General features: G+C 68.7%; 14 protein-coding genes. 4 read left to right on the top strand and 10 right to left on the bottom strand.

Features of this window, described 5'->3' with window-relative positions:
- Positions 1–87 precede the first annotated feature (87 nt).
- The 3 genes from IB269_RS24960 to IB269_RS24950 all read right to left on the bottom strand — a co-directional run bounded on the left by IB269_RS24960 (position 88) and on the right by IB269_RS24950 (position 3,967).
- Positions 88–897: a DUF4198 domain-containing protein gene (locus IB269_RS24960; RefSeq protein WP_180318486.1), complete on the bottom strand. Its 810-nt coding sequence runs from the start codon at positions 895–897 to the stop codon at positions 88–90.
- Positions 898–903: 6 nt separating this feature from the next.
- Complete coding sequence (locus IB269_RS24955) at positions 904–1,392, bottom strand: hypothetical protein (protein ID WP_012202078.1); 489 nt, start codon at positions 1,390–1,392, stop codon at positions 904–906.
- Positions 1,393–1,564: 172 nt separating this feature from the next.
- The gene (locus IB269_RS24950; protein WP_192368597.1) at positions 1,565–3,967 is read right to left on the bottom strand and encodes a TonB-dependent hemoglobin/transferrin/lactoferrin family receptor; all 2,403 of its coding nucleotides are present in this window, start codon (positions 3,965–3,967) and stop codon (positions 1,565–1,567) included.
- 278 nt (positions 3,968–4,245) lie between these two features.
- Here IB269_RS24950 and IB269_RS24945 point away from each other — a divergent pair, with 278 nt between their 5' ends.
- From IB269_RS24945 to IB269_RS24930, 4 genes are all read left to right on the top strand, one after another.
- Complete coding sequence (locus IB269_RS24945) at positions 4,246–5,619, top strand: aspartate aminotransferase family protein (protein WP_034397609.1); 1,374 nt, start codon at positions 4,246–4,248, stop codon at positions 5,617–5,619.
- A 7-nt stretch (positions 5,620–5,626) separates the two neighbouring features.
- Positions 5,627–6,700 carry a GNAT family N-acetyltransferase gene (locus tag IB269_RS24940; protein ID WP_043823323.1) on the top strand — a complete coding sequence of 358 codons (1,074 nt, stop codon included), beginning with the start codon at positions 5,627–5,629 and terminating at the stop codon, positions 6,698–6,700.
- Positions 6,682–7,593 carry a hypothetical protein gene (locus IB269_RS24935; protein ID WP_192368596.1) on the top strand — a complete coding sequence of 304 codons (912 nt, stop codon included), beginning with the start codon at positions 6,682–6,684 and terminating at the stop codon, positions 7,591–7,593. Before IB269_RS24940 ends, IB269_RS24935 begins: the two co-directional genes overlap by 19 nt.
- Positions 7,594–7,661: 68 nt before the next feature.
- Entirely contained in the window at positions 7,662–8,984 is a 1,323-nt protein-coding gene (locus IB269_RS24930) for an SAM-dependent methyltransferase (protein ID WP_192368595.1), read from the top strand.
- Here IB269_RS24930 and IB269_RS24925 read toward each other — a convergent pair.
- The 7 genes from IB269_RS24925 to IB269_RS24895 form a co-directional block, all read right to left on the bottom strand.
- Positions 8,947–10,173 (bottom strand): DegT/DnrJ/EryC1/StrS family aminotransferase, encoded by a 1,227-nt coding sequence (locus IB269_RS24925; protein WP_192368594.1) that lies wholly within the window; start codon positions 10,171–10,173, stop codon positions 8,947–8,949. The two genes, IB269_RS24930 and IB269_RS24925, sit on opposite strands and share 38 nt — an antisense overlap.
- Positions 10,166–10,660 (bottom strand): DMT family transporter, encoded by a 495-nt coding sequence (locus IB269_RS24920; protein ID WP_192368593.1) that lies wholly within the window; start codon positions 10,658–10,660, stop codon positions 10,166–10,168. The genes IB269_RS24925 and IB269_RS24920 overlap by 8 nt, the downstream gene beginning before the upstream one ends.
- 1 nt (position 10,661) lies before the next feature.
- Positions 10,662–11,030: an EamA family transporter gene (locus IB269_RS24915; protein ID WP_012202070.1), complete on the bottom strand. Its 369-nt coding sequence runs from the start codon at positions 11,028–11,030 to the stop codon at positions 10,662–10,664.
- A complete protein-coding gene (locus tag IB269_RS24910; protein ID WP_192368592.1) occupies positions 11,020–11,967 on the bottom strand; it encodes an alpha/beta hydrolase in 948 nt (315 codons plus the stop codon). The genes IB269_RS24915 and IB269_RS24910 overlap by 11 nt, the downstream gene beginning before the upstream one ends.
- A gap of 163 nt (positions 11,968–12,130) precedes the next feature.
- Positions 12,131–12,835, bottom strand: a complete 705-nt coding sequence (locus IB269_RS24905) for an MtnX-like HAD-IB family phosphatase (protein WP_013800030.1) — start codon at positions 12,833–12,835, stop codon at positions 12,131–12,133.
- Entirely contained in the window at positions 12,828–13,772 is a 945-nt protein-coding gene (locus tag IB269_RS24900; protein ID WP_192368591.1) for an HlyD family secretion protein, read from the bottom strand. The genes IB269_RS24905 and IB269_RS24900 overlap by 8 nt, the downstream gene beginning before the upstream one ends.
- Positions 13,769–14,527, bottom strand: a complete 759-nt coding sequence (locus IB269_RS24895; RefSeq protein ID WP_192368590.1) for an ABC transporter ATP-binding protein — start codon at positions 14,525–14,527, stop codon at positions 13,769–13,771. The genes IB269_RS24900 and IB269_RS24895 overlap by 4 nt, the downstream gene beginning before the upstream one ends.
- Positions 14,528–14,532: the final 5 nt, after the last annotated feature.

The following is a 14,532-nucleotide window of genomic DNA, read 5'->3' as shown; positions in this document are numbered from 1 at the left end:
ATGCACATCGCCTGAGGCTGGGCTGCACCCATGAGAAAAGGCCTGCACCTCCGTGGCGGCAGGCCTTTTTCGTGAAACCGGAACCCCTTACTGCGCCAGCACCCTGAAGGTCAGCGTGTAGTTGTTGCCGTACTGCGGCGCGGCGGCGCCGGCGGGGGCGTCGGCGCGGTAGCGCACCAGGGCCAGGTAGATGCCGGACTTGGGCAGGGCGTAGGAGATGCGGCCCTCGCCATCGGTGGTCAGTGCATCCACGCTGTGCTGGCTGGCCAGGTCCATGGCCGAGCGGAAGATTTCCACCTTCTGCGCGGCCAGCGGCTTGCCGTCGTATTGCACGGTGAAGTCGAACTTCTCGCCCGCGAACAGGTCGGCGGGATGCGTGACGGGCACGATCTCCAGGCCCTTGCCTGAGGGCGCGAGTGCGGCCCGGCTGGGCTTGCCCACCGTGATGTAGGTCTCGGAGACCGACAGCGACTGGTAATGGCTCAGCAGCTTGGCATCGGCCGGCGTGGGCGTGGCGGGATCACGCGCCGTCTCGACCTTGCCATTGCGCTCCCACGAACGGAAGACGGCGCCCAGGCGCGGGCCGGTGCTCACGCGGTAGGTGCCCTTCTCGTCGGGCAGTTGGTGCTCGGCCACGGTGCGGGTCTTGAACTGGCGCACATCGACCATGGGCGTGACCGAGCCGTCGGGCGCCGTCACGGTGAAGCGCGTTTCGCCAAAAGCCACTTCGGGGATGAAGAACTTGTCGGCAAAGCTGGCGTCCACGCTGATGACGGCCCGGGGCGAAGCCTCGAAGCTGGTGGGCAGCAGGTAGGGCGTGTGGGCCTGGGCGGAGATGCACACGGCCGACAGCAGCGGCAGCCACCAGGCCAATCGCTTGGATGGGGTTTTGGCCATGTCCGCTCAGGGCTTCTTGACGTCGTTCTTGTCCACGACGCCATCGGCGTTGACGTCGGCTTCCTTGAAGCTGCGTTCGGCGATGGCCATGTCTTCTTCCACGGTGTATTTGCCGTCGCGGTTCCTGTCCACGATGCCGAAGCGCACATGGGCCTGCTTCATGGACTGGGCGTAGCGCTCGTCGGGCTGGCGGCCCGCGTACTGCTGCTTGAGGCGGGCCTCGAACTCGTCCACGTACTCCTTCTCGCTGAGCCAGCCGTCGCCATTGGTGTCGCCGGCCAGGAAGCGCTGCTTGCGCACGGTGTCGTACTCCTGGCGCGTGACCACGCCATCACGGTTGGCGTCGTAGCTGCCCATGAAGGCAGACTGGCCATGCCCGCCCGCAGGCTGGGCCGGGCCGCTGGCGGACGGTGCCGTGGGCGATGCGCAGGCGGTGAGCAGGGCCGCCAGGCCGGCAGCGGCCAGCATGCGGTGGGACAGAGAGAACTCGATCATGAAACGACTCCTGAAGTAGGCAGATACAGCGGCGGCTGCGATGGTGGTGGAGGCTTTCCGGCCGACACCGCCGCTGTAGGGAAGGCCGGCCGGCCCCTGGAGAAACTCCTCGGATCCGCGCCACGCGGCAAGTGAAGGTGGCGTGGATGCAATGGCATGGTGCGCAGGGTGCTCAGAACGCAACGTTCATGGACACAGCGAAGGTGCGGCCCGGGTTGCTCAGCAGCTCGATGTCGCGGCGGTCGCGCGCCACGCCGGGCTGCAGGCTGCGGGTGCTGGAATAGTCCCAGTAGCGCTTGTCGCCCAGGTTGTAGATGCCGGCGTTCAGGCGCACGTTCTTTGCGACCTGCCAGTAGCCGGCCAGGTCGAAGATGGCATAGCCGGGCACGCGGAACAGCTCGGTGGTCGAGTCGGTCAGGCCGGTGCCCGCGTTCTGGTAGCTGTCGCGGTTGGTGGCCACGGCCTGCTTGCCCGCGACGAAGGTGCCGGTCAGGTTCAGGCCCCATTGCCGGGCCGGTGCGTCATAGCCCACGCCAACGATGGCCTTGCGCGGCAGCACGCTGTCCAGCGGCACATCCTTGTCGCCTGCGTAGTAGGACTTGGAGGTGCCGCGGCTGATGCCCAGCGCCCAGGTGGAGTACAGGCCCCTGGCGGCGGGCATCCACTGGCCGTGGTCCAGGCGCGCGCTGGCCTCGAAGCCGTAGATCTTTGCGCTGTCGCGGTTCTCGGCCTGGTAGATGGTGCCGATGTGGGCGGGCACGTTGACGAACAGGTCGGGACGGCCCGCGCGCAGGTAGCGCGTGTAGGCGATGAAGTCGGAGTACCTGGTATAGAAGACCGAGCTGTTGAAGGTCACGCCCGGCGTGGGCGACCCCTTGAGGCCGAAGTCGAAGGCATTGCTGCTTTCCTCCTTCAGGTTGGGGTTGCCGACCAGCGCGTACTGGTTGCCGGTGTTGTAGTTGCTGGCCATGTTCCACGAGCCGAAGATCTCGCCGGCCGAGGGCGCGCGCCCGCTGCGCTTGAACTGGGCATAGGCGCTGAACGTGGGCGTGAGGTCATAGACCAGGGCCAGGCTGGGGCTGAGGATGGTGTTGCCACGCGTGCCGCCGTAGAGCTTCTGGACATCGGCGGCCGTGAGCACGCCCGAGACGAAGTTGTCCAGGTCGCGTGTCTTGATCTCCACGCGGTCCACGCGCAGCGCGGGAATCAGCGCCAGGCGGCGGCCACCGGCCTGGAAGCTGATCTCGTCCTGCAGGAAGGCGCCGTAGCGGCGGGTGGTGGTGTCGGGCTGGGGCTTCATGTTGCCGGACACGGCCCAGGGACGCTCCGTGTCCTGGGTCGAGGCATTGACGCCAAAGCTCAGGCGGTGGCGGTCGATGCGCTTGTCGCCCGTGCTCGAGAAACCCCAGGTGCGCGTCTCGTTGCCGGAGACGTTGTGCACCTTGGCGCCCGTGGCCAGCGTGGTGGTGTCGGTGACGTCGTTGGTGTCCGTGTTCTGGAAGTACAGCCGCGTGTCCAGCTGGTCCACCCAGGCGCCGGCCGGTGTCCACAGGTGCTGCAGCTGCAGCGTGTTGCGACTGGTGTCGCTGTTCTGGCGTGAGCTTTCAGTGATGCTGGTGTTGGTGGTGTCCCAGCCGTGGAAGGAGGTGTCGTTCTTGCGGCGGTACAGGTCGGCCGACAGCACCAGGCGGTGGGCCGGGTTGATGCGCAGGCCGCCCTTGAGCAGCAGCGCGTTGGAGTTCCAGTCGTCGGGATAGCTGTTGACGATGGCGCTGTGGTTGCGCGTCTCGTGGCCGTCGCGGCGCGAGTAGGCGATCAGGCCGTCGAGGTCGCCCGAGCGGCCAGCGGCCGTGAAGCTCTCGTTCCAGGAGCGGTCGGCCGTGTCGTGGCCGATCTTGCCGCCCAGGTAGGAGGTCTTGCCGCCCACCAGGTAGTCCTCGGCGGACTTGGTGCGAAAGCCCACCGAGCCGCCGATGCCACCGGCCGCGCGCCGCGCCGTGGTGGTGCCGGAGAGGATGTCCACGGCCGAGAACATCTCGGGGTCGATGAAGTCGCGGCCCACGCCGAAGGTGTTGGCGCCGACACGGCTCACATAGGGGCGCGTGGTGGCGTCGGGCATCTCGACGCCGTCCACATCCATGCCGATGCGGTTGCCCTCGATGCCGCGGATGTTGTAGCCCGTGGTGCCCGAGCGGTCGAAGCTGCTGCGGTTGCGGCTGGTGCCCGAGGCCGTGCCCGGCGCTGAGACCAGCGGCTGGTAGCGCACCACGTCGGCCATGCTGCCGGCCTGCTCCAGCGCCGGGCCGCTGACGGTGGTGGAGGCGCCGGGCGTGCGCTGCACGGGCTCGGCTGCATCGACCACATCGACCTGGGCCAGCGCCTTGGTGGGAGCCTGTGCCATCAGCCGGGCCTCATCGTCCGCAGTCTGCGTCTGCGTCTGTGCCCAGGCGCCGGGCACGGCCAGACCGATCACGGCGGCCTGCACGGCCACGGCCAGCAGGCTGTGCCGCAATACCGGCGTGCGCGAGGGATTGCAGGAGAGGGAGAGGAAAGACGAACGCGAAGACACAGCCATGGCGGGAATCGGGGAAAGAGGGTTGCTGGCTAGCTGCCGACCTGTCCGCGGAGTGCTCTTGCGAGACCATTGCTCCCCCCGTGTGTGATTGTTCCTGCTGGCTTTCCGCGATTCTCCCATCAATTGATAATGATTATCATTTGTTTTGTCTCATTTACGTCACAGGGGCCGATCCAGGCTCCGCGCGGGCCTCCTCCACAAACCCCACACAAAGACTCGACAGCGCAGCAAGATTGCCCGCTCACACTGCGGCGGCTGAATATCTGGAGCCCTTTGCTGTGATCAATAACGCCCAACTTCTGGCCGACGAAGCCAAGTACTGCTCGTTCGGGGATACCGTCCACTACGTCAACCCGCCCAAGATCTTCTCGGGGTGCGAAGGCAGCTACATGTACGACGAGGCCGGCACGCCCTACCTTGATCTGCAGATGTGGTATTCGGCCGTGAACTTCGGCTACAAGAACAAGCGCCTCGAGCAGAAGATGATCGAGCAGCTGCAGACCCTGCCCCAGGTCGCCAGCCAGTACCTGCACCCCACCAAGATCGAACTGGCCAAGTTCATCGCCCAGGATGCGGAGCGCAAGTGGGGCCATGCCGGCCGCGTGCACTTCAACGTGGGCGGCGCCCAGGCCATCGAGGACTCGCTCAAGGTCGTGCGCAATGCCAGCGGCGGCAAGAGCCTGATGTTCGCCTTCGAGGGCGGCTACCACGGCCGCACGCTGGGCGCCTCCAGCATCACCTCCAGCTACCGCTACCGCCGCCGCTACGGCCACTTCGGCGACCGCGCGCAGTTCATCCCCTTCCCCTACCCGTTCCGCCGCCCCAAGGGCATGACGTCCGAGGAATACGCGGACTCCATCGTCCGGGAATTCGCGCGCAAGTTCGAGAACGAATACCACGCCATCTGGGACCCCAAGACCAACCAGTGCGAGTACGCGGCCTTCTACGTGGAGCCCATCCAGGGCACGGGCGGCTACGTCGTGCCGCCGCCCAACTTCTTCAAGGGCCTCAAGAAGGTGCTGGACGACCACGGCGTGCTGATGGTGGTCGATGAAATCCAGATGGGCTTTTGGCGCACCGGCACGCTGTGGTCGGTGGAGAACTTCGGCGTCAAGCCCGACGTGCTGGTCTTCGCCAAGGCGCTGACCAACGGCCTCAACGCCCTGTCGGGCCTGTGGGCGCGCGAGGAGCTGATCAACCCCACCATCTTCCCGCCGGGATCGACCCACTCCACCTTCGCCTCCAACCCGCTGGGCACGGCCCTGGGCCTGGAAGTCATGAAGATGACCCACGAGATGGACTTCGGCCGCCAGGTGCGCGAATCGGGCGCCTACTTCCTCGAAGGCCTCAAGGAGCTGCAAAAGCGCCACAAGGAAATCGGCGACGTGGACGGCCTGGGCCTGGCGCTGCGCGCAGAGATCTGCACCGAAGACGGCTTCACGCCCAACAAGGCGCTGCTGGACAAGATGGTGGACATCGGCCTCGAAGGCGGCCTGGAATACCAGGGCCAGAAACGCGGCCTGGTGCTTGACGTGGGCGGCTACTACAAGAACGTGATCACCTTCGCGCCCTCGCTGATGATCTCGCGCCCCGAGATCGACGAAGCCATGGTCCTGCTGGACCAGTTGCTCACGAAAGCCAAGGCGGCCTGAAGGCGCGATGCCCGCAGAGCGCCTGCACAACCAGCTCGAACCCCCAGGCCTGCTCGCGCAGTTCGCGGCCCATCCTCCCGAGGGCTTTGCACTGCTGCAGGACTGGCCGGCGCCGGCCTTCACGGCGCCCTTCGATCTTCTGACCACGGCGGACGACGCGCTCAAGGCGCGTCTTTTGTCGTTGCCCGGTGGCGGCTGGCTGTCGCGCCGGCTGCGCCTGTCCACCGACTTCGTGGGCACCACGGTCAGCGAGTACGCCGTGCTGCCCATGGGCACCCCTGCCGCCCAGCAGGCTGCCGCGCTGCGTGCGCGCGCAGGCCGGCGCATGCTGACCATCGTCAAGGATCTGCCCCAGGATTCACCGCTGCTGCCGGACGCCGACAACGCCCATGCACGGGCGCTGGCGCAGGCGCTGGCCGATGCGGGCTTCATCCTGGTCGAAGGCCAGGCCCTGGCCCATGTGCCCATCGACTTCTCCAGCCTGGACGAATACCTTGCACGCCTGTCCAGGAGCCGCCGCCAGAACCTGCGCCGCAAGCTCAGGAGCCGCGCGCAGCTGCAGGTGCAGCGCATTCCCACGGGCGCGGCCTTTGCCGATGACGCCTGCGTCGATGCCTACTACGCGCTGTTCGATGCGGTGTATGCGCAAAGCGAGATCCACTTCGACAGGCTCACGCGCGATTTCTTCGCGGCCCTGCTGCGCGATGCAGGCAACGGAGGCACCGTGTTCGAGTACCGCGCGCTGCAGGACGACGGCACGCCCGGCGCGCTGCTGGGCTGGAACCTGTGCTTCGAGCACGGCGGCAAGCTGATCGACAAGTACATCGGCCTGTCCTACCCGGCCGCGCGCGAGGCCAATCTCTACTTCGTGAGCTGGATGGTCAACCTTGAATACGCCATCGAACGCGGCCTGAGCCACTACGTGGCCGGCTGGACCGACCCCGAGGTCAAGGCCCAGCTGGGCGCCAGCTTCACCTTCACGCAGCATGCGGTCTTCATCCGCAATCCGCTGCTGCGCGCACTGGGCCGGCGCTTTGCCGGCCACTTCGAAAGCGATCGCCAATGGAGCGAACAGAACTGAATGCCCAGCCGGTCGTGCTGGATGTGGATGGCTCGGTGGGGTCCTTGCCCGGCGAGCTGCGCCTGTCGCTGCAGGACTGGCAGGAGCAGGTGCGCTTTGGCTGCGGCCTGCGCCGCTTTGCGCAGTTCCGCGCGGCACTCGACGCGCAACTGCCCGCCGCGCATGGCACGGCCCTCATGGGCAGTGGCGACTTCCACCACCTGAGCTGGCCGCTGATCGAGCGCTGCATCACCGCCCAGGCCCTGTCCGCAGGCCGGCCGCTGCGCGTGGTCGTGCTGGACAACCACCCCGACAACATGCGCTTTCCCTGGGGCGTGCACTGCGGCTCCTGGGTCCGGCGCGTGGCCCTGCATCCGGCCGTCTCGCATGTGCATGTGGCCGGCATCACCTCCGGCGACATCGGCCGCGCGCACGCCTGGGAGAACTACCTCACGCCGCTGCGCGCCGGCCGCCTGAGCTACTGGAGCGCGGGCGTGGACACGGGCTGGGCGCGCCGCCTGGGCGTGGATGCCGCCTTTCGCGGCTTTGCCAGCGTGGCCGACCTGTCGCGCACGCTGGCGCGCATGCTGCGCGAGCAGGCCCAGCCCACCTACCTGAGCATCGACAAGGACGTGTTCGCGCCCGAGGTGGTGCGCACCAACTGGGACCAGGGCCGCATGCAGGAAGGCGAGGCCCTGGACATCATCGGCGCGCTGGCCGGCCAGATCGTGGGCAGCGACATCACGGGCGATGTGTCCTCCTGGCGCTACACGACCTGGTGGAAGCGCTGGATGAGCGCCGGAGACGGCCAGGACACGCAGATCGACGCGCAGACGCTGGCCACCTGGCAGCTGGGCCAGCATGCCTTCAACGAACGGCTGGTCGAATACATCCAGACCTGCACCAGCCCCTAGGATCCGTTCACACCCCGCATCCCCCACGTCCGCGCACCGCGGCCGACCGCAAGACAGGAGGCAACCCCATGATCGACCGGCTGACCGAAAGACTGCTGCAGCGCAGTTTCACCCCCCTGGTGCGCGAGGGACTGCTCGAAATCTGCCTGCCCTGGGGGCGCATGCTGGCCTTCGGCGACGGTGGCCAGCCGCAGGCACGCATCCGCTTCACGGACAGGCGCGCGCTGTGGGCCCTGATGCGCGACCCGGACCTGAACCTTGGCGAGAGGTTCATGCAGCAGCGCCTGGTGGTGGAGCGGGGCAGCATCTACGACGTGCTGGAGCTCGTGCTGCGCAACGCGCGCAACCTGCCCGTGCCGGCCAGCGTTCGGCTGCTCGATGCCTGGCGCATGCGGCTGCGCCCGCTGCTGCAGCACAACCGCCGCGGCAAGGCGCGCGCCAACGTGGCGCACCACTATGACCTCGATGACCGGCTGTATCGGCTCTTTCTGGATGGCGAGCGCCAGTACTCCTGCGCCTACTTCGAGCGTGGCGACGAAAGCCTGGAGCAGGCCCAGCGGGCCAAGATGCGCCACATCGCCGCCAAGCTGCTCGTGGAGCCCGGCCACCGCGTGCTGGACATAGGCTGCGGCTGGGGCGGACTGTCGCGCTACCTGGCCGAGGTGGCTGGCGCGGGCCATGTGACGGGCGTGACGCTGTCCGGCGAGCAGTTGGCGGGCGCCCGCCAGCGTGCCGGCCAGTCCCCGTGCGCGGACCGCCTCAGCTACCGCCTGGAAGACTACCGCGACACGCGCGGCACCTTCGACCGCATCGTCTCGGTGGGCATGTTCGAGCATGTGGGCACGCGTTTTCACGACGCCTTCTTCCGCCAGTGCCGGGAGCTGCTGTCCGACGATGGCGTGATGCTGCTGCACTTCATCGGCAACAGCGATGTGCCCGACTTCAACAATCCCTGGATAGAGCGCTACATCTTCCCGGGCGGCCACATTCCATCCCTGTCGGAGTTCACGCCGGCCATCGAACGCAGCGGCCTGGTGGTCACCGATATCGAAGTGCTGCGCCTGCACTATGCGCGCACGCTGCGGCTGTGGCGCGAGCGCTTCATGGCGCGCCGCGACGAGGCTGCCGCGCTCTACGACGAGCGCTTTTGCCGTATGTGGGAGTTCTATCTGTCCATGTCGGAAGCCGCCTTCCGCTACCAGGACATCGCCATTTTCCAGGTGCAGCTGGCACGCCGCCAGGAAGCGGTTCCGCTCACGCGCGACTATGTCGCCGAACGCAGCCAGGCCCTGCGCGGGCGCGAGCCACCGGCCGGCGCCACGACACAACCCGGCGCCACGCAGGCCGCAGCCGTCAGCCAGGCGCGGCGTGCGGCCTCTCCAGCAGACTGAGCAAGGCCTCGAAGCGCGCGTCGTCGAACCACAGGCTGTTGCCCACGGCCACCAGGCGCCGTGCCCAGTCACGCCCCTGGTCCACCACGTCCTGGCGCGCCAGGCCCAGCACATGGTCGTAGCGGCCATAGTCGGGCAGCACATGGACGAAGGGCAGCGACAAGCCCCAGCCCCGCCCCCACTGCGCGCGCAGCAACGCATCGCGCGTGGCCGCATCGCGCAGGCGCAGCAGCAGCACGGGCCAGACGCCTTGTGCACCCGGCACGGTGTCACCCACCACCTCGATCCCATCGATGGCCGACAGCCAGGCGCCGCGCTCACGGGCCTGGCGCTGCAGTTGCTGCTGGAAATCCGCCAGCCGCGCCAGCGCGCGCCGGCCCACGCGGCGGCGCCAGGCGCCCAGTTCATGGCAGGGAATGGCGTCGTCGAAATCATCGCCGGCGGCCTGCACCCAGTCGCTGCGCGACAGCGCATCGCGCAGGGGACGGCCATAGGCCAGGTCCAGCCCGGCGGGGCGGTACAGCGCCGCATAGCCCAGCAGCTCCAGGCTGCGGCGCAGCTCCCAGCCCCGGTCCTGGCGCACGCTGGCCGCATGTGTCTCGCGCAGTGCCTCGCGCAGCGCGGGGTCGCGCGCCAGCAGCACGCCGCCCTCGAAGGTGGTCAGGCCCTTGCCCACGGCCAGGCTGTAGAAGCCCACATCGCCCTGCCAGCCCACGGGCTCGCCGCGCAGGCGTGCGCCCAGGGCCTGGGCCGCGTCCTCCACCACCCAGGCGCCCACGGCGCGCGCGCAGTCCACGGCCGTGGCCACGTCGGCCACGCGGCCGCACAGATGCGTGGGCAGCACGGCCAGGGTGCGTTCGCTGCACAGGGCGCGCAGGCGCGTGGGGTCCATGTCCAGCGTGTCGGCATGCAGATCGCACAGGCGCAGTTGCAGGCCGCAGTGCGCCACGGCCAGGGCCACCAGCGGGCAGGTATAGGCGGGTGCGATGACTTCGCTGCGGCCCGGCGCCAGGCGGCGCAGGGTCTGCAGCGCCACCATCAGCGCCGAGGTGCCCGAGCATTCAAGCTGCACGGCGGGCACGCCCAGCCACTGCGCCAGCGCCGTCGCCAGGTCCGCATCGCCCCAGGGCAGCAGGTCGGCCGCGCGCAGCGGCAGGCCCGCCGTGGGTGGCAGCACGCGTTCAGCCACGGCGTGTGCCGTGCTCGGCCGAGGCCGCCAGATGCGCGGCGCCCGCGCTGGCCGAGCCCGCGCCCGGGTTGCCGCCCGCATGGCCTGGCGTGTCATCGTCTGCGCCGGGCCCCTCGGCCTCCTGCGTCTCGCTGACGGCCAGGCAGGCGATGCCGGCCACGATGAACAGGCAGCCGATGATCTGGGGCATGCCTATGCGCTCGTCGAACAGCCAGTACGACAGCGCCAGCACGGAAAGAATCTCCAGGTGCGATGCCGCAAAGGCCGGGCCGATGGGCGCGCGCTTGAGCAAGGTCATCCACGAGAAAAAGGCGCCGATGTAGCCCACGAAGGCGCCATAGATCCAGGGCTGGCCGAACACGCGCGCCAGCCAGGCCGTGGAGAACTCTAGCGGCAGCGCCGCATTGCCGGCCTGCTTGAAGCTCAGCTGGGCCAGCGTGTCGAAGGCCATGAGCACCAGAAAGCCGATGAAATAAAAGCGCTTCATTTCAATGGAGGCCCACGATGGCGACGCCGATGGACACCAGAACGATGCCTGCCACGCGCATGGGCGCGAGCTTCTCGGCAAACAGCAGCCGGCCCGCGATCATGATGGCCACGATGTTGATGGAGCCCAGCAGCACGCCTTCGGACAGCGGCACCAGCGAGAGAAAGGCCAGCCACAGCACGAACTCGGCCACATAGCAGCCCACGCCCAGCCACAGCCAGGGCCTGGAGGCCATGAAGCGCCAGCGTGCCAGGCCGTCGAGGTCACCGGGCTGGCTGGCAGCGGCCTTGAAGGCCAGCTGGCCCCCGCTGTCCACCAGTACGTTCAGCACCCACAGCGTGATGACCAGCGGCGAGAGATCACTGCCCATGCCGTGCGGCCTCCGCAGCCCGCACCTCGCGGGGGGCGGCACCGCTGGCGATGCGCGCCACGAATTCGGTGGTGCGCGCGATCACGGTGCGGCGGTCGCGGTCGATGGTGACCATGTGGTAGCTGTTGTCCAGCAGCACCAGCTCGACATGGGCCTGGCTGGCGCCATGCACGATGTCATGGGCGTTGGCCACCGACGAGATGTCGTCGTTGCGCGCATGGATGACCAGGCAGGGCGAGCGCAGCTGGGGCAGGCGCGACAGCACATGGGCCGAGAGGCGGCGCAGCTCGATGATGGACCACCAGGGATTGCCCGGCAGGCCGGCCGCCGCGCTGTCGCCCGAATGCATTTGCTCGACCACGCGCGCGCGCAGGGCCTCGTCCTTGATGCCGTAGGGCGGCTGCTCCATGAACACGCTGTGGCGGCCAATGCCCAGCGCGCGGAACAGCGGCAGCAAAAAGGCCAGGCGCGTGTAGAAGGGAATGCTCCAGCCGTCGTAGCGGAAGGTGGTGGACAGGGCGCAGACGCCGTCCACCTTGTCGGGGTGGCGCTGGGCCACGGCCAGGGAGAGCACGGCGCCCATGGACAGGCCGCCGACCACCACATGGTCCATGTGCTGCGACAGTCGCTGCAGCCCGGCCTCCACGCTGGCCAGCCAGTCGGTCCAGCGCGTGTCCACGAGATCTTCCATGCTGCCGCAATGGCCGGCCAGCTGGACCGCATAGACGGTGAAGCCCTGCTTGTTCAGCCCCTTGGCCAGCAGGCGCATCTCGGCCGGCGTGCCCGTGAGCCCGTGCACCAGCAGCACGCCGGTGCGCGCGGCCGCGCCCGTGCCCGGCATGACGAATTCATGCTCGGTCACGCAGATGCTGTCCAGCCCCGTGGCAGCAGCCTGCTCGCTGTGCTGAACCAAGGAGAGCCCATCACTCAAATTCATGTCAATTTTCCATGACGCTGCGCGTCGCCCTCTGACCGTGAAACTAAGCCAGAGACACCGAGGAAGGGCCTTGGCCGGCCGCGCCGCCCCGCACCGAAGGTGTCGTCCCCCTTGGGGGGCGCCGTGCAACGGGAAGGCGCGAAGCGACTCAGGGGGTGGTATGTCATGCCAGCGCCTCCAGGCCCAGGACCACCTTGTCGAGCAAGGCCGTGGCCTGCTCGAAATGCTCGAAGGGCGCATGGGCGATGCCGCGGCTTTCGCAGTGGGCGATGAGCTTGTACTTGGCCAGCACGAAGTCGGCCCGGCCCGAGACGCAGAAGTCCGAGGTGCTGTCGCCCACGTAGAGCACGCGGCCGTGCAGGGCCTGCTGCTCGGCCAGGCGCTCGCACTTGCAGTTGCCGCTGGCGCGCGCGCACTGCGCGCTGGCCCAGGGAGAGTCCAGGCGCCAGCTGCGCTCGCCGGTCTGCACCAGGCGGTTGGCGATGACCTGCAGATGGCCCAGGCCATGGCGCTCCAGCACATGGCGTATGGCGTAGTCGATGCCGTCGCTGACCACCTGCACCACCATGCCGTGGGCCTGGGCGGCCGCCACGAAGCCGGCAAAGCCGGGGTCGATCTCGATGGTGTCCAGGTGGGCGCGCAGCTCGGCCTCGTCCATGTCCAGCAGCGCGACCTGGCCCTTCATGCATTCGCGCGAGCCGATCTCGCCGCGCTCCCAGGCGTCTTCCAGTTCCTGCCAGCCGGGCTTGCCGAAGCGGTTGAGCAGGGTGTCGGTCACGTCCAGCAGGCTGATCGTGCCGTCGAAGTCGCTTTGCACCATCCAGCCGGGGGCGGCGGTGTCCAGATACAGGGGAATGCGCTTATTCATGAAACTGCACCCTTACGTTTTGACCCACGCGCACGGCGGCGGCGGGAGCTTGCTCGAAGACCAGCACGCACTCGATGACACGCACCGGCCCGCGCTGCTGGTCGTCCTGCAGCCGCGCCGTGCCATAGACGGGGCTGATGCGCAGCACGCGTGCCGAGGGCAACTGCTGCTGTGCGGCGCCATCGGCGTCCAGCGTCACCGTGGCCCGCATGCCTTCGCGCACGGCGGCGGCGAAGCTTTCGTTGATTTCGGCGCGCACCTGCAGCGGGCGCTGCGGCAGCAGCACCACGGCCGGCGTGCCGGGCACGGCCTGGCTGCCCGCGTGGGTGGCCAGGCGCACCACGGTGCCGGCCTCGGGCGCGCGCAGTTCCTGGCGCTTGTGCTGGGCGCGCAATTGTTCGAGCTTGCGCTGTGCCACCTGGGCCTCGGCCGCGGCCACGTCAATCTCGGCCTGGGCATCGCGCAGCGCCTGCGCGGCCTCGTCCACGTTCTGCGCATCGGCGGCGCCCTCGCGCGCTGCGGCCTGCCAGCGCGACAGGGTCTGCTTGAGCTGGGGCAGGCGCGCGGCGCGTGCCTTCTGGCGGGCCTTGGCCAGCTGGGCCTCGGACTCAGCCACGGCCAGGTCGGCCTGGCCCGTATCGTCGACCAGCCTCAGCAGCAACTGGCCGCGCTGCACGGACTGGCCTTCCTTGACGGACAGCTGCTGCACCACGCCGGCCACGGCGGGCGACAGGTCCAGCAGGCCGCCTTCCACCTCGATCTTGCCGCGTGCCACGGCCACGGCCGCCGGGCCGTTTTGCTGCGCCTTGGCGCTGGCCTGGCCGGCATTGGCAGGCGCATCGTGCGAAGGACCGCAGCCCGCCAGCAGCGCGGCGGCGGCCAGCGCCGCAGCCAGACCGGCAGTGGACGCGGCAAGGCCGCTCAGGGGGTGCTTCATTCTTTTTCCTTCAACGGGGAGGTCTGGCGCCAGTCGCTGCGGATGGCGCCGTCCTCCATGCCGAGCACGCGGTCGGCATGGCGCACCAGGCGCGGGTCATGGCTCACGCACAGCACGGTCGTGCCATGGTTGCGCGCCGCGCGGTGCAGGATGTCGATGACGCGCTGGCCGCTTTCGGCATCCAGCGCACTCGTGGGTTCGTCGGCGAACAGCAGCTGCGGCGCCTTGGCCATGGCGCGGGCGATGGCCACGCGCTGCTTTTCGCCGCCCGACAGTTCGGCCGGGCGCATGTGGGCGCGGTGGGACAGGCCGACCTCGTCCAGCGCCTGCTGCGCGCGGCGCAGGGCCTCGTCGCTGCGCAGGCCCATGTAGCCCAGGGGCAGCTGTACCTGCTCGATGGCCGTCAGCGCCGGGAACAGGTTGAAGCCCTGGAAGACGAAGCCCGTGTGGCGCAGGCGGAATTTCTCCAGCGCCCGCGTGCCCAGCTTGCCCAGGTCCTCGCCCAGCGCCATGGAGTGGCCGCTGTCGGGCGCCTGCAGACCCGACATCAGCGACAGCAGCGTGCTCTTGCCGCAGCCCGAGGGCCCGGAGATCAGGCTCAGCTCGCTCGGGTACAGAGACACGGACAGGCCTTGCAGCACCTGCACGCTGACCATGCCCGACAGGAAGGACTTGCACAGGCGCACGGCCTCCAGGCTGGGTGCCGTGCGGGGCGCCGCCGTGGGCGCGGGGGAGTGGGCATTCATCACGTTCATGGGGT

The organism is Delftia sp. DLF01 (assembly GCF_014852125.1).
Lineage (GTDB): Bacteria > Pseudomonadota > Gammaproteobacteria > Burkholderiales > Burkholderiaceae_C > Comamonas > Comamonas acidovorans.
Note: the sequence above shows the minus strand (reverse complement) of the source record. Positions and strands in the feature narration are given on the sequence as shown.